At 74.2% G+C, this 19,629-nt stretch carries 17 protein-coding genes and 1 pseudogene; 9 read left to right on the forward strand and 9 right to left on the reverse strand.

Annotated elements, in window-relative coordinates; all coding sequences use genetic code 11:
- The first annotated feature begins 15 nt into the window (after nucleotides 1–15).
- Complete coding sequence (locus AB4K12_RS23680; protein WP_368436119.1) at nucleotides 16–1,575, forward strand: ATP-dependent DNA ligase; 1,560 nt, start codon at nucleotides 16–18, stop codon at nucleotides 1,573–1,575.
- Here AB4K12_RS23680 and AB4K12_RS23685 read toward each other — a convergent pair.
- Both AB4K12_RS23685 and AB4K12_RS23690 read right to left on the reverse strand, forming a co-directional pair.
- Nucleotides 1,565–3,559, reverse strand: coding sequence for a glycoside hydrolase (locus AB4K12_RS23685; protein ID WP_368436120.1), 1,995 nt, complete (start codon nucleotides 3,557–3,559; stop codon nucleotides 1,565–1,567). The two genes, AB4K12_RS23680 and AB4K12_RS23685, sit on opposite strands and share 11 nt — an antisense overlap.
- 119 nt (nucleotides 3,560–3,678) lie before the next feature.
- Nucleotides 3,679–4,095: an ankyrin repeat domain-containing protein gene (locus tag AB4K12_RS23690; protein WP_086566222.1), complete on the reverse strand. Its 417-nt coding sequence runs from the start codon at nucleotides 4,093–4,095 to the stop codon at nucleotides 3,679–3,681.
- Between the two features lie 106 nt (nucleotides 4,096–4,201).
- On the opposite strand from AB4K12_RS23690, the gene AB4K12_RS23695 reads away from it, so the two are divergent.
- Nucleotides 4,202–4,396, forward strand: coding sequence for a hypothetical protein (locus AB4K12_RS23695; protein ID WP_086566221.1), 195 nt, complete (start codon nucleotides 4,202–4,204; stop codon nucleotides 4,394–4,396).
- Nucleotides 4,397–4,430: 34 nt separating this feature from the next.
- Nucleotides 4,431–5,999: a hypothetical protein gene (locus tag AB4K12_RS23700; RefSeq protein ID WP_368436121.1), complete on the forward strand. Its 1,569-nt coding sequence runs from the start codon at nucleotides 4,431–4,433 to the stop codon at nucleotides 5,997–5,999.
- A 38-nt stretch (nucleotides 6,000–6,037) separates the two neighbouring features.
- Here the strand turns inward: AB4K12_RS23700 and AB4K12_RS23705 are convergent, their stop codons facing one another.
- Nucleotides 6,038–7,543, reverse strand: coding sequence for a PLP-dependent aminotransferase family protein (locus AB4K12_RS23705; protein ID WP_362259717.1), 1,506 nt, complete (start codon nucleotides 7,541–7,543; stop codon nucleotides 6,038–6,040).
- A gap of 173 nt (nucleotides 7,544–7,716) precedes the next feature.
- Between AB4K12_RS23705 and AB4K12_RS23710 the strand changes: the two genes are divergently transcribed.
- Together AB4K12_RS23710 and AB4K12_RS23715 are read left to right on the forward strand one after the other, a co-directional pair.
- A complete protein-coding gene (locus AB4K12_RS23710; protein WP_368436122.1) occupies nucleotides 7,717–8,349 on the forward strand; it encodes a YitT family protein in 633 nt (210 codons plus the stop codon).
- Between the two features lie 257 nt (nucleotides 8,350–8,606).
- The gene (locus tag AB4K12_RS23715) at nucleotides 8,607–8,981 is read left to right on the forward strand and encodes an RNA polymerase-binding protein RbpA (RefSeq protein ID WP_004948858.1); all 375 of its coding nucleotides are present in this window, start codon (nucleotides 8,607–8,609) and stop codon (nucleotides 8,979–8,981) included.
- Nucleotides 8,982–9,112: 131 nt separating this feature from the next.
- Here AB4K12_RS23715 and fxsA read toward each other — a convergent pair whose 3' ends face one another.
- The 5 genes from fxsA to AB4K12_RS23740 all read right to left on the reverse strand — a co-directional run bounded on the left by fxsA (nucleotide 9,113) and on the right by AB4K12_RS23740 (nucleotide 14,831).
- Nucleotides 9,113–9,679 carry an FxsA family membrane protein gene (gene fxsA, locus AB4K12_RS23720; protein WP_368436123.1) on the reverse strand — a complete coding sequence of 189 codons (567 nt, stop codon included), beginning with the start codon at nucleotides 9,677–9,679 and terminating at the stop codon, nucleotides 9,113–9,115.
- A gap of 54 nt (nucleotides 9,680–9,733) precedes the next feature.
- On the reverse strand, nucleotides 9,734–10,513 hold the full coding sequence (locus AB4K12_RS23725) for a polyprenol monophosphomannose synthase (protein ID WP_368436124.1): 780 nt from the start codon (nucleotides 10,511–10,513) through the stop codon (nucleotides 9,734–9,736).
- Nucleotides 10,510–12,159 (reverse strand): apolipoprotein N-acyltransferase, encoded by a 1,650-nt coding sequence (lnt, locus tag AB4K12_RS23730; protein ID WP_368436125.1) that lies wholly within the window; start codon nucleotides 12,157–12,159, stop codon nucleotides 10,510–10,512. The genes AB4K12_RS23725 and lnt overlap by 4 nt, the downstream gene beginning before the upstream one ends.
- 538 nt (nucleotides 12,160–12,697) lie before the next feature.
- Nucleotides 12,698–14,326 carry an amidohydrolase gene (locus tag AB4K12_RS23735; protein WP_368436126.1) on the reverse strand — a complete coding sequence of 543 codons (1,629 nt, stop codon included), beginning with the start codon at nucleotides 14,324–14,326 and terminating at the stop codon, nucleotides 12,698–12,700.
- A gap of 61 nt (nucleotides 14,327–14,387) precedes the next feature.
- Nucleotides 14,388–14,831, reverse strand: coding sequence for an Lrp/AsnC family transcriptional regulator (locus AB4K12_RS23740; protein WP_030365423.1), 444 nt, complete (start codon nucleotides 14,829–14,831; stop codon nucleotides 14,388–14,390).
- 195 nt (nucleotides 14,832–15,026) lie between these two features.
- Here AB4K12_RS23740 and AB4K12_RS23745 point away from each other — a divergent pair, with 195 nt between their 5' ends.
- Complete coding sequence (locus AB4K12_RS23745) at nucleotides 15,027–15,398, forward strand: hypothetical protein (protein ID WP_086566214.1); 372 nt, start codon at nucleotides 15,027–15,029, stop codon at nucleotides 15,396–15,398.
- Nucleotides 15,399–15,509: 111 nt separating this feature from the next.
- Here the strand turns inward: AB4K12_RS23745 and AB4K12_RS23750 are convergent, their stop codons facing one another.
- The gene (locus AB4K12_RS23750; protein WP_368436127.1) at nucleotides 15,510–16,682 is read right to left on the reverse strand and encodes an acyl-CoA dehydrogenase family protein; all 1,173 of its coding nucleotides are present in this window, start codon (nucleotides 16,680–16,682) and stop codon (nucleotides 15,510–15,512) included.
- A 305-nt stretch (nucleotides 16,683–16,987) separates the two neighbouring features.
- On the opposite strand from AB4K12_RS23750, the gene AB4K12_RS23755 reads away from it, so the two are divergent.
- The 3 genes and pseudogenes from AB4K12_RS23755 to dhaM all read left to right on the forward strand — a co-directional run bounded on the left by AB4K12_RS23755 (nucleotide 16,988) and on the right by dhaM (nucleotide 19,431).
- Entirely contained in the window at nucleotides 16,988–18,220 is a 1,233-nt protein-coding gene (locus AB4K12_RS23755) for a glycoside hydrolase family 18 protein (protein WP_368436128.1), read from the forward strand.
- An 86-nt stretch (nucleotides 18,221–18,306) separates the two neighbouring features.
- Nucleotides 18,307–18,921: pseudogene (dhaL, locus tag AB4K12_RS23760) on the forward strand (dihydroxyacetone kinase subunit DhaL); the annotation flags it as partial.
- 84 nt (nucleotides 18,922–19,005) lie between these two features.
- Nucleotides 19,006–19,431 (forward strand): dihydroxyacetone kinase phosphoryl donor subunit DhaM, encoded by a 426-nt coding sequence (gene dhaM / locus AB4K12_RS23765; RefSeq protein WP_368436508.1) that lies wholly within the window; start codon nucleotides 19,006–19,008, stop codon nucleotides 19,429–19,431.
- Nucleotides 19,432–19,629: the final 198 nt, after the last annotated feature.

Here is a 19,629-nt window from a genome sequence, read left to right on the forward strand (position 1 = left end):
CCGCACGATGGAGTCATGCTGCTCGCCGAGGTCGCACGGGTGTCCGGGGAGGTCGCGGCGACGAGCGCCCGCACGAGGAAGACCGCCCTGCTGGCCGGCCTCTTCCGCGACGCCGAGCCCGACGAGGCGCCCCTCGTCATTCCCTACCTCGCCGGCCGGCTGCCGCAGCGCAGGATCGGCGTCGGCTGGAGCACCCTGCGCCACGCGCCCGCCCCGGCCGCCGCGCCCACGCTGACCGTGGGCGACGTCGACCGGGCGTTCACGGCGATCGCGGCCGTGGCGGGCCCGGGCGCGCAGGCCGAGCGCCGGCGCCTGGTCGGCGAGCTGCTGGGCGCGGCCACCGCCGAGGAGCAGGACTTCCTCTTCCGTCTGATCGGCGGCGAGCTGCGCCAGGGCGCGCTGGACGCGCTCGCCGTCGAGGGCCTGGCGGCCGCGGCCGGCGCGGCGCCCGAGGACGTACGGCGGGCGGTGATGCTGGGCGGCTCGCTGGGCGCGGTGGCCCGCGCGCTGCTGGAGCGGGGTCCGGCGGCGCTGACGGAGTTCCGGCTGCGGGTGGGGCGGCCGGTGCTGCCGATGCTGGCGCAGAGCGCCGGTGACGTCGACGAGGCGCTGGACCGGCTGGGGCCGTGCGCGGTGGAGGAGAAGCTGGACGGCATCCGGGTGCAGGTGCACCGGGACGGCGGGGACGTACGCGTCTACACGCGGACGCTGGACGAGATCACCGAGCGGCTGCCGGAGGTGGCCGTGGCGGCGCTGGCGCTGCCGGTGGACTCGGTGGTGCTCGACGGGGAGGTGATCGCGCTGGACGCGGCGGGGCGCCCGCACGCCTTCCAGGACATCGCCGGCCGGGTGGGCTCGCGGCTGGACGTGGCGGGGGCGGGGGCGGCCTTGCCGCTGTCGCCGGTGTTCTTCGACGTGCTGGCGGTCGACGGCCGGGAGCTGCTGGCGATGCCGACGGCCGAGCGGCACGCGGTGCTGGCCCGGGTGGTGCCGGAGCCGATGCGGGTGCGGCGGCTGGTGGTGGCGGATCCCTCCGCCGAGGAGGCGAGGGCGGCGGCGCGGGACTTCTCGGAGGAGGTGCTGCGGCGCGGGCACGAGGGGGTGATGGTCAAGGCGCTGGACGCGGCGTACGGCGCGGGCAGGCGCGGGGCGGCGTGGCTGAAGGTGAAGCCGGTCCACACCCTGGACCTGGTGGTGCTGGCCGCCGAGTGGGGGCACGGCCGGCGCCGGGGGAAGCTGTCGAACCTGCATCTGGGGGCGCGCCGGCCGGACGGCTCGTTCGCGATGCTCGGCAAGACGTTCAAGGGGCTGACGGACGCGGTGCTGGCCTGGCAGACCGAGCGGCTGCGGGAGCTGGCGGTGGGCGACGACGGCCATGTGGTGACGGTGCGGCCGGAGCTGGTGGTGGAGATCGCCTTCGACGGTCTGCAGCGGTCCTCCCGGTATCCGGCGGGGGTGACCCTGCGCTTCGCGCGGGTCGTGCGGTACCGGGAGGACAAGACGGCGGCGGAGGCCGACACGGTGGGGACCGTGCTGGCCCTGGGCGCCGCCGCCGGGGAGCCGGCTAGCGGTTGACGTCGGCGGGGCACAGCCGCCGCGGCTTCCCGTCCCCCTTGAGCTTCGCGTCGACGCAGCCGCCGGGCAGGCCCTCGTAGGCCTTCGTGCCGAAGTTGGCGGTGACGGTGAGGGTGCCGTCGCCGAACGCGGTGCGCTGGACGGTGCGGTCGGCGTTCAGGGTCCGGAAGTCGGTCATGGGCTCGGTCCCGGCCGCCTTGTGGAGGGGCGAGAAGTACTTCTGGAGGGCGGCGAGCTCGCTGCCCTGCTTCTCGAGGGAGTCGCCGCCGATGACGAAGTTGAGCGGGGTGTTGTAGAGCATCGCCAGCAGGGCGCGGGTGGTCTTCTGCCGCGGCAGCTTGTCGTAGGAGAGCTCCCAGCGCTCGGCGTTGACCAGGGAGTCGTGGAGGGCCGTCTCGAACAGCGGGACGCGGTAGGCGGGGTCGTACATGGCCTTGGCGACGTCGGCCGGCAGTTCGGCGGGCTTGAAGAAGACGGCGGGGGCCTTGGCGGGGGCGTAGCCGCCCCACTTCTCCTTGTCGCGCTGGGCGGCCCACAGTCCGTCGTGGACGGGCGTGCCGGAGCCGTGGTCGTAGGACAGCACCTGGTTGGCCCAGGCGCCCGCGGACTCGGAGCCGAGGGCGAGCTTGTCGCCGTCGGCGAGGCGCTTCATGCGGGCGAGGCGGTTGGCGCGGTCGCGGGCCTTGGTCTGGGGGTGGGCTGCGCTGTGGTCGCGGAAGAGCTCGCCGGCCGCGTCGACGTCGAGGAAGTAGCTGTCGGCGCCGTTCGCGGTCATCTTGCGGGTGCGGTCGGCGAGGTAGTGGTGGGTGGGCTCGGCCTTCTCGAACGCCTCGGTGCCGAGGTAGCAGCCGCGGTCGTGGAAGCCGGGCTCGGGAGAGCCGTCGGCCCGCTGGACGCAGAAGTCCGGGTAGACCCTGTCCGGCCAGACGGAGGTGGGTGCGTCGGACTTCTGCGGGTCCTGGCCGTTGGCGAAGGAGTCGTAGGGGCCGACGAGGTAGCCGGCGTCCTTGGCGGCCTTGACGGCGGCCGGGGTCATGGGCTGGTCGTCGGCGTCGTAGCCGAGCCACATGCGGTCCACGCCGAGTGCGCGCAGCGTGCGGACGCCCTCGGCGGTGCGGGCCTGGCCCCAGGTGTAGGCGTGGAAGGCGCCGAGCAGCTTCTTGTTCGCGGGGACGGCGTCCATCTTGCGCTCGAGGCTGCCGAGCTGCCCGTGCTCCTTCAGCCAGGCGCGGTAGTCCAGGGCGGGGGCGACCGGGGAGCCGTCGGTGAGGCTGAAGGCGACGGTGTAGTCGGTGGTGTCCTCGCCGCGGGAGAACCGGTGGGCGGCGGTGGCGCGCAGCGTGCCCTTCTCGGAGGTGACGTCGAGCGTGGTGCCGATGTCGGTGGGAACGAGGTAGCTGACGCCGGCCCGGCCCGTGGACCAGCCCCACAGGGGCAGCGTGAGGCCCGAGTCCATGGCGATGCCGCTGCCGGCGAGCTTGGCCCCGGGCCCGTTCCAGAACGTGTCGCCGGCGGGGATCGACAGCCCTTCGCCGCGCGGCAGCTGCAGGGCGGAGGCGGTGGAACCGGTGCCGGTGACGGGCCACTTCAGGGTGCGGTCGGCGGTGCCGGTGGAGCGTATCGAGATCAGGAGGCGCCCCTTGTCGGCGCGGGCGGTGACGGCCAGGCCGGTGCCGGGGTACGTCCAGCGGGCGCCGTCCGCCGTGGCGGTCACCGCGCCGGGGCTGCCCGGGGCGGTGGCGGCCGGGGCGGAGAGTTCCATGGTGCCGTCGGGCGTCCGGGCGGTCACGCGCAGGGTGGTGGTGTCGATGGTGGCGGTGCCGCCCTTGACGGGAAGGTCGACCGCGTGGCCGTGCACGCGCACGGCGGTCTGCGCGGGCCGGGGCGCGGCGTGGGCGGTGGGGGCGAGGGTGACGGCGGAGAGCGTCGCGGCGAGGGCGACGGCCGCGGCACGGACGGTGGGGCGTGAGGCGTCGAAGTGCATGAGGAGTTGATAACGCGCGCTCTTAAGAAGCTTGTGAGAGAGCGTCGTCGCACCCCGGCCCCTGCCGGCCCGGGCGGGGGCGCTGAGCGGCGCGCCGTCGCGCCGCTCAGCCCCGGCGGTCATTCGCCCTGGAGCAGCTCCAGCAGGTCCTGGCGGGCGAACATGGCGGCGGTGTCGAGCGCGGACGGCATGCCGGCGGCGGGGTCCGCGCCATGGGCCACCAGCACGCGGACGACCTCGGTCTCGCCCTTGAAGACGGCGCCCGCCAGCGGCGTCTGGCCCCGGTCGTTGGGCCGGTCGGGGTCGGCGCCGCGCTCGAGCAGTGCGATGACGGCGTCGATGTGACCGTGGTAGGCGGCCAGCATGACGAGGGAGTCGCCCCTGTCGTTGGTCAGATTCGCCGGAACGCCTGCGTCCACATAGGCCGCGAGGGTGGCGGTGTCACCGTGCCGCGCCAGGTCGAAGACCTTGGCGGCGAGCTGCAGCACCTCGGGGTCGTGGGCGGGCTCTTCGGTCTCGGGCCTCGGTCCGGTCATGGTCTGCCATCCTCCGTACGGGGGTATCCCCAGTTGCCGGAATAATACTTTCTGTGAAGCTGGAGGGGCTCATGGTGACCGCCCCTCAGTTCCGCAGGAGATACCAATGATCCTCTCCATCTCGGGCGTCGTGCTCCTCGGTGTCGTCGTCTTCCTCTTCTTCCGCAAGGACAACCTCAAGGCCTCGCACGGGCTGGTCTGCGCCCTGTTCGGCTTCTATCTCGCGAGCACCGGCATCGCTCCGAGCATCCGCGCGGGCGGCGCGAGCCTCGCCAGCCTGCTGGGCGGCATCAAGTTCTAGTCCGCCCCCGCCGCAGCCACCCCAGGAGGCCGACGTGGGCCGGCGCTCGCTCCCCCGCATCCCGACGACCGGCGACGGCACCTCGCTCGTCCGGGGCAGGGAGCTCGCGCGCGGAGCCGCCGAGAGCACCCGGGACACCCTCCATCCGCTGTTCGTGGTCGCGCGGGGGCTGCGCCGGCTGGCCGCCGCGGGCGTACGCGGCTGGCTGCGGATGCCCGCCGACCGGCGCGGGCCCTCGCTGCTCCTCCTGGGGTCCTCCCTGGTCATCGTGGCACTCGTGCCCTACGGACCGCCACTGGCCGCGGCGGTCATGGTCGCCGCGGGCGCCTGGGCCGGCCGCGACCGGGCGCCGGAGCAGGAGGAGCCGGACGAGGCGGAGAACGCCCGGCTGCAGGCGCTGTACGAGGCGCTGGTGCCCTACCTGACCGCCCCGGAGGACCCCAGTCCGCTCTACGAGCACGGCGGCGACTGGGGCACCGCCTTCGACGAGCACGCCTTCGACGACCAGGGACGGCTGACCTTCCTGCGGCTGCGCTACCCCGGCTACTTCACCGACAGCGAGGGCCCGGCCCGTACCCGGATCGAGCAGCTGCTGCAGCTCAAGGCCGGCCGGGGCCGGGAGTACCGCTTCGACTGGGACGAGGCCGCCAACCACCTCGAGCTGAGCGTGCTCTCCCCGCTGCCCACCGACATCGGGGCCCAGCACTTCGTGACCACCCCCGGCGAGACCGTCCTGGGCTTCACCGACCCCGCCTCCGTCCAGCGGACGCTGCCGGTGACCGTCGGCGAGGGCACCCGCGACGCGCCGCCGGTCGTCTGGCGCACGGGACCGCGTTCCACCGAACCCCACCTGCTGGCCCTGGGCCGGCCCGGGAGCGGCGTCACCACCCTGCTGCGCTCGGTCGCCCTGCAGGCCCTGCACCACGGCGACGCGGTGATCCTCGACGGCGGCGGCACGGGCGGCTACGCCTGCCTGGCGGGCCGCGAGGGCGTGCTGGCCGTGGAGTGCACGGCCCCGGACGCGCTCGCCATCCTGGAGTGGGCCTGCCACGAGACGGAACGGCGGCTGATGGCCGCCACCTACGCCCGCCGCAACGGCCGTCCGGCGCCCGACGACATCCGGCGCCCCCTGTGGATCGTCGTCGACCGGCCCGCCGCACTCGGCCGGCTCGCCGCCGCCGAGAGGCGCCGGGATCCGCAGGAGCTGCTCGAGGTGCCGCTGCGGCACGGCCGGACCGCGGGCGTCACCGTCGTCGTCGGCGAGCGGCTGGACGCGACCGGACTGCTCGGCGAGGCGCTGTTCGCCCACACCGGGGCCCGGGTGGCACTGGGCCCCGCCACCGCCCGGGAGGCGGCGGCGGCCCTGGGCGCGGCCCCGCACACCACCCCCGCCGAGGACACGCCGCCCGGGCGCGGCTACGCCCGGCTCGGCCCGGGGCCCGTGCACCGGCTGCAGGTGCCGGCGACCCCGGACCCGTACGACGAGGAGACGGCCGACGCCCAGCGGGAGGCGGTGCTGCGACTGCTGCCGGAGTGGCCCGGCGCCGCGGCCTCCCGGTGCGCGGCGGACGGCGACGGGATGCTGCCGGTCCGGGGCGTGTAGCCGCCGGGCCGCCCGCTCCGGGCCACGTACGCGCCGGTTCAGGCCACGTACGTGCGGGGCACCTCGACGGCGGCGGTGGCCCCGCTGGCCACCAGGCGGGTGGCCTCGGCCAGCCGCGTCGCGGCCTGCTCGGCGACCGGGGCGCCCACGGTGAACGGCAGCCGCACGTACCCCTCGAAGGCGCCGTCGACGCCGAAGCGCGGACCCGACGGCACCCGCACCCCCAGCCGCTCCGCCGCCTCGGCGATCCGGGAACCGGACAGCCCGCCGGTGCGCGCCCACAGCGTGAGGCCGCCGCGCGGAACGGTGAACTCCCACTCGGGCAGGTGCCGGCGGACGGCCGCGACGACGGCGTCCCTGTTCTCGCGCGTCTGCTCGCGCCGGATCCCCAGGGCCGCGTCCCAGCCTCCGGTGTTCAGCAGCCAGGTGACGGCGAGCTGGTCGATGACGGGCGTGCCGAGGTCGGCGTAGGCGCGGGCCGCGATCAGGCTGCGGATCACGTCCGGGGCGGCGCGCACCCAGCCGATCCGCAGGCCGGCCCAGAAGGACTTGCTGGCCGAGCCGACGGTGATGACGGCGTTGCCGGCGGGGTCGAAGGCGCAGACGGGCCGGGGAAGTTCGAGGCCGTCCTCCAGGACGAGCTCGGACATGGTCTCGTCGGCGACGAGCAGCGTGCCGGCGGCCCGGGCCGCCTCGACCAGCTCCCGGCGCTGCTCCTCGGGCGCCAGGGCACCGGTGGGGTTGTGGAAGTCGGCGATGACGTAGGCCATACGGGGCGCGGCGTCGCGCAGCACCTGCCGCCAGGCGGGCAGGTCCCAGCCGGCGAGCCGGTCGGCCATGGCCACGGGCACCAGCCGGGCGCCGGCGTCCCGCATGAGCTGCAGGACGTTGGCGTAGGAGGGCGACTCCACGGCGACCCGCTCGCCGCGCCCTGCCATCAGCCGGCAGATGGCGGCGACGGCGCCCATCGCACCGGTGGTGATCATGATCTGCTCGGGCATGGTGGGCACGCCGCGGGCGGTGTAGCGGTCGGCGACGGCCTGGCGCAGGGCGGGCAGGCCGGCGGGGTAGTCGCCGTGGGTGTGGGCGTAGGGCGGCAGCTCCTCGAGCGCGCCCTGCAGGCCGCGGGTGAGCCAGGGCTCGGGAGCGGTCAGCGTCGCGCAGCCGAGGTCGATCACCGAGGCGGCGGCCTCCGGCGGCAGCGGGTCCAGCGCCCGGGTGGGCAGCGGGCTCCCGGCGGGCACGGCGGTCCAGCTGCCCGCGCCGCGGCGGGACTCCAGGAAGCCCTCGCCGCGCAGCGCCTCGTAGGCGGCGGCGACGGTGGTGCGGCTCACCGACAGGGCGGCGGCCAGCTCGCGCTCGGCGGGCAGCCGGGCGGCCACGGGGACGCGCCCCTCGAGGACGAGCAGCCGGATGCCGTCGGCCAGCGAGCGGTAGGCGGGCAGCCGTCTGCCGCCGAGCGGGGTGACGGTGTCGCGCGTGTGCTGCGAGCCGAGGAGGCGCGCCAGCTGAGGTGCTCCGACCGAAGAGGTCCACTGGGTCATGGCTTGCAGTCCACCTTCCCGGGATTGGCCATGGATCTTTCTGCTCTACAGTCCACAGACTGTCATGGCTCAAGCCACTCGCACCACCACAGGGGGATTCTTTGTCCGCGCCACAGGGATCAGGGCCACGGTCCGCGCTCGCCCGCCGTCTCGTCCAGCTGTACGGCGGGCTCATGCTGTACGGGATCAGCATCGCGCTGCAGCTGCGCGCGGGGCTGGGGCTGTCGCCGTGGGACGCGCTGAACCAGGGAGTGTCCCGGCACACGGGCCTGTCGATCGGTACGGTCACGATCGCCATCGGCGCGCTGGTGCTGCTGCTGTGGATACCGCTGCGGCAGCGGCCCGGGCTCGGCACGGTCTCCAACGTGCTGGTGATCGGCCTGGCCGTGGACGCGACGCTGAGCGTGGTGCCGGCGCCGCCCGGCACGCTGTGGGTGCGGATTCCGCTGCTGCTGTTCGCGGTGGTGCTGTGCGGGGTCGCGACGGGGCTCTACATCACCCCACGCTTCGGCCCGGGCCCGCGCGACGGGCTGATGACGGGGCTGCACCGCAGGACGGGGCGCTCGGTGCGGCTGGTGCGGACCTGCATCGAGGTCACCGTGCTGGCGACCGGCTTCGCGCTGGGCGGCTCGGTGGGCGTGGGCACGGTGCTCTTCGCGGTGACGATCGGCCCGCTGGCGCAGTACTTCCTGCGCCTGTTCGCCGGGCCGGAGCCGAGCCCGGTGGTCGCGGCGGGGCCCTCGGCGGCATCCCCCGCGACGGCCGCCGAGGAGGGCGCGGCCCGCGGAGTTCCGGACCCGGTTTAGGTGGGAAACCGGCAGCCCGGTAGTGTACGCCTTCGACCCACCGGACGGACCGTTACTGCGCGCTAAAGCAGTGGAAACACAGGGTGACATCTGTTGCCGGATGTGACAAAACGGGCGCTGGTGGGTACAACAAGGGGCGGCACGACGGGCGACGCATGTCCCTCAACGGGGAATCTTCACCGCCGACCGGACGTTGACCGGATGACGACGACAGCGACACCTGTCCTGTGGGCGACAAAGCCCGGGAGGCACAATTCATGAGTGAGCGAGCTCTCCGCGGCACGCGACTCGTGGTGACCAGCTACGAGACCGACCGCGGCATCGATCTGGCACCGCGCCAGGCGGTGGAGTACGCATGCCCGAACGGCCATCGATTCGAGATGCCGTTCTCGGTAGAGGCGGAGATTCCGCCGGAGTGGGAGTGCAAGGCGTGCGGCGCCGTGGCACTCCTGGTGGACGGCGACGGTCCTGAGGAGAAGAAGGGCAAGCCCGCGCGTACGCACTGGGACATGCTCATGGAGCGACGGACCCGCGAGGAGCTGGAGGAGGTGCTGGCCGAACGGCTGGCCGTCCTGCGCTCCGGCGCCATGAACATCGCCGTGCATCCGCGCGACACGCGCAAGTCCGCCTGACGACGGACAGCGCGCTCCACAGCACCACCAAGGGCCCGGGCCACTGCACTGAGCAGTGGCCCGGGCCCTTGTCCGTACCCGGTGCTCGCTGTCGGTACCCGGTGGCCGCCTTGCGCGGCGGCCGGCGCCGGTCAGCGGGGCAGCTGCGGGTCGCCCGGGCGGGGTGCGGGCGGCGCGTCCTCGCGGATCACCTCGCCCTGCACGACCTTGCCCTCGCCCATCCGTGTCCGCTGGGCCTGCTGCGCCTGCTGGAAGGCCTCGCCCAGCGTCCCCGGCCGTCGCAGCCGCCGCCCCAGCGACCCGCGCAGGAGCGCCCGGGTCGGCGGGAAGAGGCACAGCAGCCCGGCCACGTCGGAGATCAGGCCCGGCACCATCAGCAGCAGGCCGCCCAGCATCGTCAGGGCGTTGCCGCCGCCCTCCTCGGGCGCGGGAGCGGGAGCCGCGCCCGGGGTCTGCAGGGACTGCGTCAGCCGCTGCCAGGCCCGCCGGCCGGCCCGCTTGATCACATACGAGCCGGCGATCACTCCCCCGGCCAGCAGCGCGAAGACGGTCCAGCCGCCCGCCGCGCCGGCCACGAGCGTCAGCAGCCACACCTCCAGCACCACCCAGACCGCCACCACGAGGGGAACGATCCTGCGGGCCCGGCTCCGCCGGGGCGGCCCACTGTCCACCGTCTGCTGCTGCGCTCCGAACGTCATGCCTCAAGTGTGCCCGGACGCCCGGAAAACGGGCGGAGGGCCCTTATGAGGCCCTTACGGCCGGGGGCCCTGCTGTTCCTTGCCCAGCACCTTCGAGGCCCGCGAGCCCAGCCCCCAGGACGTGACGCGCCACAGGGCCTCGGCGACGATGTCGCGGCTCATCTTGCTGTCGCCCAGCTCCCGCTCGACGAAGGTGATGGGCACCTCCACCACATGGAAGCCGGCCTTCACCGCGCGCCAGGCCAGGTCGACCTGGAAGCAGTAGCCCTGGGAGGCGACGTCGTCCATGCCCAGCCCCTCCAGCGTCTCCCGCCGGAAGGCCCGGTAGCCGCCGGTGACGTCGCGGATGGGCACGTCGAGCATGAGGCGGGAGTACGTCGAGCCGCCCCGGGAGAGCATCTCCCGTGACTTCGGCCAGTTCACGACCCGGCCCCCGGGCACCCAGCGGGAGCCCAGCACCAGGTCGGCGCCCTTGAGCGCGGTCAGCAGCCGGGGCAGCTCCTCGGGCTGGTGGGAGCCGTCGGCGTCCATCTCCACCAGCACGCCGTAGCCGTTGTCCAGGCCCCAGCGGAAGCCCGCCAGGTAGGCGGCGCCCAGGCCTTCCTTGCCCTTGCGGTGCAGCACCTTGACGTGGTCGTCGTCGGCCGCCAGCTCGTCGGCGAGCTTGCCGGTGCCGTCGGGGCTGTTGTCGTCGGCCACGAGGACGTGCGCCTCGGGTACGGCCTCGCGCACCCGGGCGACGATGGGCTTGATGTTCTCCGCCTCGTTGTAGGTCGGAATGATCACCAAGGTCGTGCCGAGCGGACCGTATCTCCGCTGACCACCGTCGTTCACAGCTGGCCCTTCTTGTCCATATCCTCTTCGGTTCCCTCCGGCCGGACCCGACGACCGATCAGGAAAGCGGCCGCACAGGACAGAAGCCCCACGATAGCGAGCGCCCATTCGGGCCCCGCACCCACGCGGTCGGCCAGGGTCGTGCCGTCCCGCAGCGGGATGCGCGCGCTGATCACGTCGCGGGTGAATTCCTCGCTGTGCTGGAGCACCCGGCCGTCAGGAGAGACGACGGCGCTGATGCCGCTCGTCGCGGCGGTGACCACCGCGCGGCCGTGCTCGACGGCCCGCAGCCGGGACATCGCCAGCTGCTGCTCGGGCTGGCCGGTACGGCCATAGGTGGCGTTGTTGGTCTGCACGACGAGGGCGCGGGCACCGGCCCTGACGGTCTCGTGGACGATCTCGTCGTAGGCGACCTCGAAGCAGATGACGTCGCCGAGCCGGGCCGGGCCGACCTGGAGCACACCGGTGCGGTCGCCGGGGTAGAAGTCGCGGGGGACGCGCTGGAGGCGGGTGATGACCTTGCTCAGCTGCGCCCGGAAGGGCACGTACTCGCCGAACGGCACCGGGTGCTGCTTGGCGTAGGAGGCGCCGGGGCCGGTCCTCGGGTCCCAGACGATGCCCTTGTTGTCTATGTACCCCTGCTTGCCGGGGTGGTCGATGAGGGCGCCCACGAGGACGGGGACGCCGACGGCCTTGACCGCCTCCTCGATCCGGTCGTAGGCCTCGGGGTACTGGAAGGGGTCGAGGTCGGAGGAGTTCTCCGGCCAGATCACCAGATCCGGCTTGCGCGCCTTGCCCGCCTTGATGTCCCGCGCCAGCTGCAGCGTCGCGTTGACGTGGTTGTCGAGGATCATCATCGGGCGGCCCAGGAAGTTCATGCCGGGGTTCTGCACGTTGCCCTGGACGATCGCGATGTCGGCGGTGTCGTCGGCCTTGGTGGGCACGGGCACGGCGTAGCCCACGAGGGTCACGGCCACCGCGAGGGCCACCGCCTCCACCGCGGGCAGCGCCGCCCGCACGGTCCGGGGGCCGCCGGCCCGCAGCCGGTGGGCGGCGGACAGCGCGTACGCCAGCAGACCGCCCGCGAGCGCCACGCCGAAGGTCACCAGGGGGGCGCCGCCGAGGGCCGCGAGCGGGGTGAAGGGCGAGCCGGTGTTGGCGAAGGCGAGGCGGCCCCACGGGAAGCCGCCGAACGGCACCCGGTCCCGGGCCCACTCCTGGGCGATCCACAGGCAGGCGCCCCACAGCGGCCACGCGGGCAGCCGCGAGGTGACCGCGAGCCCGGCGCCGAGCGCGGCCACGAACAGGGCCTCGGCGATCGACAGGCCGACCACCGCGTCGTACCCGACCACGTGCAGCCAGCGGAGCAGGACGAAGAAGAACGGCAGGGCGAAGGCGAAACCGGTCCAGGCGCCCTGCCGTGCCGTGCGCCCCCGGGTCAGCAGCGCCAGCGCCGCGACGGCCGCGACGGACAGCGGCCACAGGCCGTAGGGCGGGAAGGCGGCCGCCAGTCCCAGTCCGCCGACGGCGGCCAGGGCGGTACGGGGCGCCTCGCGGCGGGCGAGGCGGGCCAGACGCGCGGCCCGTCCGGGGCGGGCGTCCGCGACCGCGTCGCGGGGCGCGCCGGCGGCCGCCGGAGGGCTCACGGCGGCTTCTGGAGTGGTTTCGGGGCCCGAGGGCACGGTCGGCGGCCTTCCTGGAGCTTTCGGGAGTATCAGCTGACCGTACCTCGCTCCGGCCGCCCGGCGGCCCGCCGGGTGTGCTTCGGGTGGCCCCTCGCGGAACGGCGGAATGGGGGCCCGGCGTCCTTCGGGCCGGCCTGGGATCCGCTGGCTGCGGGTCGCCCGAGAGCCGTTGTCTACTGAACTTCCGGGCCCCACCCGGGTCGCACCTGCCGGCCTGGCCGAACCTCCCCCGCCCCTCGTGCGCTGGACCTGGCTCCCAGTGGCGGCGCGCCTGCTCGGCACCCCGCCCCATGGCCCAGCGGCGTTCGACGACTGCGTGGAGGTTCCCCGGCCGGACGTCCTGTGGTGGACAGCGGAGAACCTACCGGCCGCCGCCCGCACCGTGTCAACACCCTTCCGACCTGCGCGCCTCATTCAAATCAGCAGGTCAGTACGGCAGATGACGGGGCGGTGCGACAGGCCGGGGCACGTCGTTCGGCGGTACGCGGATCTTGTCGCGTCACCCGTTCGGGCGCGCGTGGACCGTGCGCCCGCCCACGACCGTGCGCAGGCAGACGGGCAGCGGGGCGCCGGGGGTGAGGTCGGGCAGGCCGGGGGTGCCGGAGCGGGGGTCGGTGGACCAGTTGGCGACCCGGTTGTCGGGCACCTGCACCACCAGGTCGCCGGCCTCCCACACCGCGTAGTCGGCCGGGGCGCCCGGCACCAGCACGCCCGCGTCGTCCCGGCCGATGGCCCGCCAGCCGCCGCGGGTGTGGGCCGTGAAGGCGGCGCGCACCGAGATCCGGTGCTCGGGGGTGCGGTGGAAGGCGGCGGCCCTGACGGTGCCCCACGGGTCGAGGGGTGTGACGGGGCTGTCGGAGCCGAGGGCGAGCGGGACGCCGGCCCGCAGCATGGCGGCGTAGGGATTGAGGGTGCGGGCCCGCTCCCGGCCCAGCCGCTGGGCGTACATCGCCTCCTCGCCGCCCCAGGCGGCGTCGAAGGCGGGCTGGACGGAGGCGGTCAGGGCGAGTTCGGCGAAGGCGGCGATCAGCTCGGGGCCGAGCATCTCCGCGTGCTCGACGCGGTGCCGGGCGGCGCGTACGCGCGCCAGGCCGAGCCGGTCGGCGGCGGCCCGTACGCCCTCGACGACGGCGCTCAGCGCGGCGTCGCCGATGGCGTGGAAGCCGGCCTGGATGCCCGCCTCGGTGCAGGCGGTGACGTGGGCGGCGATGGCGTCGGCGTCGAGATGGGCGGAGCCGGTGCCGTCCGGGGCGTCGGCGTAGGGCTCGTGGAGGCAGGCGGTGTGGGAGCCGAGGGAGCCGTCGACGAAGAGGTCGCCGGCCGCTCCGGTCGCGCCGAGCTCGCGGACGCGGGCGGCGCCGGCGGGCGAGGTGATCGCCTCGGCCCAGTAGCCGGTCACCCGGAGGCCGGGCTCCTCGGCGGCCAGGCGCAGCAGGCCTGTGAGGTCGTCGGCGCCGGAGATCTCGGGCCCGGCGCACTCGTGGACGGAGCCGATACCGAGGGACGCCGCGCGGGCGAGCGCCGCGCGCTGCGCCTCGGTGCGCTGGGCGGGGGTGACGCTGTCGTACGCGGCGGCGCGCACGGCGTGGTGGGCGGCGCCGGTCAGGGGGGCGTCGGGGGCGTATCCGGACAGGGTCCGGGCGTGCGGGACGAGGTCGAGCAGGGCGGTGGTGACGACGGCGGAGTGCACGTCGGCCCGGGTGAGGTAGAGGGGCCGGCCGCCGACGGCCTCGTCGAGCTCCCGGCGGGACGGCGGCCGCCGCTCGGGCCAGGCGCTGGCGTCCCAGCCGTGGCCCAGCAGTACGCGGTCGGCGGGCCGGGCGGCGGCGTGCGCCCGCACCCGCTCCAGGGCACCGGCGAGGGTGTCCACGCCGGTGAGGTCGAGGCCGGTCAGGGCCAGCCCGGTGGCGGTGGTGTGCACGTGCGCGTCGGTGAACGCGGGGGTGACCAGCGCGCCGCGCAGGTCGACGACCTCGTCGACGCCGTCGGCGAAGGAGTCGGCTGCGCCTTCGGAGCCGACCCAGGCGACATGGCCGCGCTCGACGACCATGGCGGTGGCGAAGGGGTCGGCGGGGCTGTGCACGTCGCCGCCTCGCAGCAGGACGGTCTTCTCGGGACGCTCGCTCATGGCGTTCAGTCTGCCGCGCCGGGCGCCCGTCGCCGTCACCGGGGGCCCGGCCCCGGGCGCGTCATCCCACGCGCGGCGGCCGTGCCTCGTAGGGCGTGGACAGCACGATGGTGGTGCGGGTCGACACCCCCGCCAACGAGCGGATGCGGGCCAGCAGATGCTCGAGCTCCAGGGGCGTGGCCACGCGCACCTTGAGGATGTAGTTCTCGTCGCCCGCCACGCTGTGGCACGCCTCGATCTCGGGGATCTCGGCGAGCCGGTCCGCGATGTCGTCCGGCGCGCTGGGGTCGAACGGCTTCACCGAGATGAACGCGGTGAGGGGCAGCCCGACGGCTTCGGGGTCGACGACCGCGGCGTAGCCGCGGATGACGCCCCGCTGTTCGAGCCGGCGCACGCGCTGGTGCACCGCCGAGGTGGACAGGCCCGTGGCCTTCCCCAGGTCGGTGTAGCTCATCCGCCCGTCCTTGACGAGCAGTTCCACGATCTCTCTGTCCAACTCCTCCACATGGATCAACCTACTGTGTCCCGGTGCGCCCGGCACAGTCGGCGGTACCACAGGCGCACAACCCATGTGACAAATGCCACATGCGCGCACCCGTGTCCTGTCGGGTGCGGCGATTACCCGGCCATCCAATAGGGAAGTGCTTGCTGTGGCCGAGGCCGGGAGGCCTGGCCGGCCCATCCGAGGGGGAGAAACACTATGCCCAGCCTGGAACGCCTCGACAACGACGGCGAAGGCGGCCTGTTCGAGACCGACACCTATGACATGTTCCGGGTGACGTGCCCGGACTGCGCGCGGCCCATCGCGCTGCTCGCGGACGAGGACGTGCTCCCGGAGCACGCGCTGTGCCCGTCGCCGTGGAACCCCTTCGGGCTCACGGTCTGCCCGGGCTCGGGGCGCGGCGTGGAGGACGCCACATGGGCCGACGAGTCCCTGGACGCCCAGGGCCTGGACGCGGCCGGGCTGCTCACGCTGCCGGAGAGCCTGGACTGGCGGACGCAGCCCTTCTCGCACATCGGCGGCCCGGGCTCGCAGCCCCGCAGCGTTCCCGGGATGCGCCGCGCGTCGTAGCGCGGCCGGGCGCCCCGCGCCGGGCGTGGGCCCGGGGCCGGCGGACCGTGAGGTGCCGTCGGCCGCCGGGCCGTGGTGGCCCCGGCGGGGCCGGGGCCGGTGGGGGCCGGGTCAGTGGGACTCGGGGCCGGCGAGGTGCCGGGCGACGACCATCCGCTGGATCTGGTTGGTGCCCTCGACGATCTGCAGGACCTTGGCCTCGCGCATGTACCGCTCGGCGGGGAAGTCCGCGGTGTAGCCGTAACCGCCCATGAGCTGGACGGCGTCGGTGGTGATCCGCATCCCGGCGTCGGTGCAGAAGAGCTTGGCCATGGCCGCTTCCTTGGAGAAGGGCCGGCCCGCGTCGCGCAGCCGCGCGGCCGCCAGGTACAGCGCGCGGCCGGCCTCGATCTGGGTGGCCATGTCCGCGAGCATGAAGCGCAGGCCCTGGAAGTCGGCCACCGGGCGCCCGAACTGCCGTCGTCCGGCGACGAAGGCGAGGGCCTCGTTCAGCGCCGCCTGGGCGACGCCGATCGCGCAGGCGGCGATGCCCAGCCGGCCGGAGTCGAGGGCGGACAGCGCGATGGCGAAGCCCTGTCCCTCCTCGCCGATCCGGCGGGCGTCGGCCACCCGCACCCCGTCGAAGTACAGTTGGGCCGTGGGCGAGCCCTTCAGGCCCATCTTGCGCTCGGGGGGCGCGGCGGACAGGCCGGGGGCGTCCCCGGGCACGAGGAAGGCGGTGATGCCGTGCGCCCCCTCGCCGCCCGTACGCGCCAGCACGGTGTAGAAGTCCGCGATGCCGCCGTGGGTGATCCACGCCTTGGTGCCCTCGATGGTCCAGGTGTCGCCCGAGCGCGTGGCGCGGGTGCGCAGGGAGGCGGCGTCGGAGCCGGAGGACGGCTCGGAGAGGCAGTAGGCGCCCAGCAGTCCACCGCCGAGCATGGCGGGAAGGTGCTCGGCCCGTTGCTCCTTGGTGCCGTAGCCGGCGAGCGCGTGGCAGGCGAGGGTGTGCACGCTGACGCCGAGGCCCACGGTCAGCCGGGCCGCGGCGAGTTCCTCCAGCACCTGGAGGTAGACCTCGTAGGGCTGATCGCCGCCGCCGCATTCCTCGGCGTAGGGCAGCGCCAGCAGGCCTGAATCGGAGAGCAGCCGGAAGAGGTCGCGCGGGAAGCGTCCGGCGTCCTCCTCCTCGGCCGCGTGGGGTGCGATCTCCCGTTGGACCAGTTCCCGCACGAGCGAGATCAGGTCGCGGGCCTCCTCGGTGGGCAGCTGACGCTCCACCGGCTGCGGGCCGTGATCGGTCATGACGGCGGCTCTCCTCCCTGTCGGGCGCTACGGCGGCGGGCGCGCAAGGGTGTCGGCGCCGTCGCCGGTGGGTGCCCAGGCCGATGGTCCCGTCCCGGGTCTCGGAATCCGGTGACCTGCGGCTGTGGCGGGTTGGAGTATGCCCGATCGGGGCCCCGGCGTCACGGGTCCGCCGATCATGAACAGCACCGGACCGCGTTTTGGTCCGAACCATTGACCGTATTGGTCTAGTCCTTCTACGGTTTCCCCACCGTTCAACGCGTCCATGTCAAGAGCGCTCTCCCCACCCCACCGAGGAGACCCCCATGCCCAGAACGCACGGACATCACCCCCGCGACCTGATCATCGCGACCGCCGCCGGCGCGGCCCTGCTGGCGAGCAGCCTCGTGGCGACCCCGGCCACGGCGGACGGCGGTACGGACGAGACCGCGGCCGGCCACCGGGTGGTCGGCTACTTCACCAACTGGGGCGTCTACGAACGCGGTTACCACGTGAAGAACATCGAGACCTCCGGCTCCGCGGCGAAACTCACCCACATCAACTACGCCTTCGGCAACGTCAGCGGCGGCAAGTGCGCGATAGGCGACGCCTACGCCGACTACGACAAGGCCTACGACGCCGCCGGCAGTGTCGACGGCAAGGCCGACACCTGGGACGACGGAGCCCTGCGCGGCAACTTCAACCAGCTGCGCAAGCTCAAGAAGCTGCACCCGAACCTCAAGGTGGTCTGGTCCTTCGGCGGCTGGACCTGGTCCGGCGGCTTCGGAGAGGCGGCCCGGAACCCCACCGCGTTCGCCGAGTCCTGTTACAACCTGGTCAAGGACCCGCGCTGGGCCGACGTCTTCGACGGCATCGACATCGACTGGGAGTACCCCAACGCCTGCGGCCTGACCTGCGACACCAGCGGCCGCACCGCCTTCCGCGACATGATGGCGGCGCTGCGCGCGAAGTTCGGCACGAGGAACCTGGTCACGGCCGCCATCACCGCCGACGCCTCCCCCGGCGGCAAGATCGACGCCGTCGACTACGCCGGTGCGGCGCGCTACGTCGACTGGTACAACCCCATGACGTACGACTACTTCGGCGCCTGGGAGGCCAAGGGCCCCACCGCCCCGCACTCCCCCCTCACCTCCTACAGCGGCATCCCCAAGGCCGGCTTCTCCACCGACGCCACCGTCACCAAGCTCCTCGCACAGGGCATCCCCTCCTCCAAACTCCTGCTGGGACTGGGCTTCTACGGCCGCGGCTGGACCGGAGTCACCCAGTCCGCACCCGGCGGAACGGCCACCGGCCCGGCGAAGGGCACCTACGAGGCCGGCTTCGAGGACTACAAGGTCCTGAAGTCCACCTGCCCGGCCAACGGCACGGTGGGCGGCACGGCCTACGCCAAGTGCGGCGCGGACTGGTGGAGTTACGACACCCCCGCGACCATCGCCGGGAAGATGGCCTACAAGAACCGGCAGAACCTGGGCGGCACGTTCTTCTGGGAGCTCAGCGGCGACACCGCGAACGGCGAACTCATCAAGGCGATCAACTGATCCGAGGCCCCGCCTCCGATCCGGTCATGGGCAGCCCGGCCGAACTACCCTGAGCGGACCCGAGCCCGCACAAGGAGCCGCCGCCCATGACCGTCACGCTCGACCTGGCCTTCTTCCAGCGCTTCCTCGACCGTGCGACGCGCGTCATCGTCGCCGAGTCCGCTCGCCTGACCGAACTCGACGCCGCCATCGGCGACGCCGACCACGGCGCCAACCTCAAGCGCGGCTTCGCCTCCGCCGCCGACACCCTCGCCGCCGACCCGCCCGCCACCCCTGGCGCCCTGCTGACCGCCGTCGGCGCCCACCTGACCAACACGGTCGGCGGCGCCTCGGGGCCGCTGTACGGCACGGTCCTGCGCCGCATGGGCAAGATCCTGGGCGAGGACCCCGTCGTCGAACCCGCCGTCCTGGGGCGCGCGCTGGCCGCCGCCGTGGCGAGCGTACGACGGCTCGGCGACTCGGCCCCCGGCGACAAGACGATGGTCGACGCGCTGCAGCCGGCCGCCGACGCCTACGCCGAGGCCCTCGGCGAGGGCGACGCGGCCGCGGCCCTCGAGGCCGCCGCGCGGGCGGCCCGCGCGGGCGCCGAGGCGACGATCCCGCTGCGCGCCCGGCGCGGCCGGGCCAGCTATCTGGGCGAGCGCAGCATCGGCCACCAGGACCCGGGCGCCACCTCCTCCGCGCTGCTGGTCACCGCGCTCCACGAGGCCACGGACCCGGCGCTGTGCGCCGCCGCGCCGCGAGCCGAGGCGGAGGCCGGGACGGAAGCCGAGGTGGAGGCCTCGGTGACGAGCGGGGCGGCGCCGGAGCGGCCGGCCGGGCGGGTCGGCGTCGTCCTCGTCTCGCACAGCCGCGAGGTGGCCGAGTCGACCGCCGCGCTGGCCAGGGCCCTGGTCGGCACGGGCGACCCGGCGCCGGCCGTACCGGCGGGCGGCCTGCCGGACGGGGCCATCGGCACCAACGCCGAACTGATCCGCCGCGCGGTCGAGGAGGCCGACCAGCGGGCCGGGGTGGTGGTGCTGTGCGACATGGGCAGCGCGGTACTGACCGTCAGGACGCTGCTGGCCGAGAAGGAGTTCGAGGGGGCGCACATCGCGGACGCGCCCTTCGTCGAGGGCGCGGTGGCGGCGGTGGTGACGGCGTCGATGGGCGGCGACCTCGACGCCGTCCTCGCGGCGACCGCCGACGCGCGGACGTACCGCAAGCTCTGACGCCCCGCGTCGAGCCACCGCGTCAGGCCACCGCGTCAAGCCGCCGCGTCAGCAAGGGTGTCCGGAAATAACCGAACGGACAGCGCCGACACGGCGGCGGCCGCCACGCATTCGCCGCCGAAGTCTGGAAATGTCGACGTGTTCCGTTTCCGCACGTTCCCTTCCCCTTCCGGCCGGAGGTCCTGCCGCGGTGTCGCG

This window comes from Streptomyces sp. C36, assembly GCF_040932295.1.
Lineage (GTDB): Bacteria > Actinomycetota > Actinomycetes > Streptomycetales > Streptomycetaceae > Streptomyces > Streptomyces triculaminicus.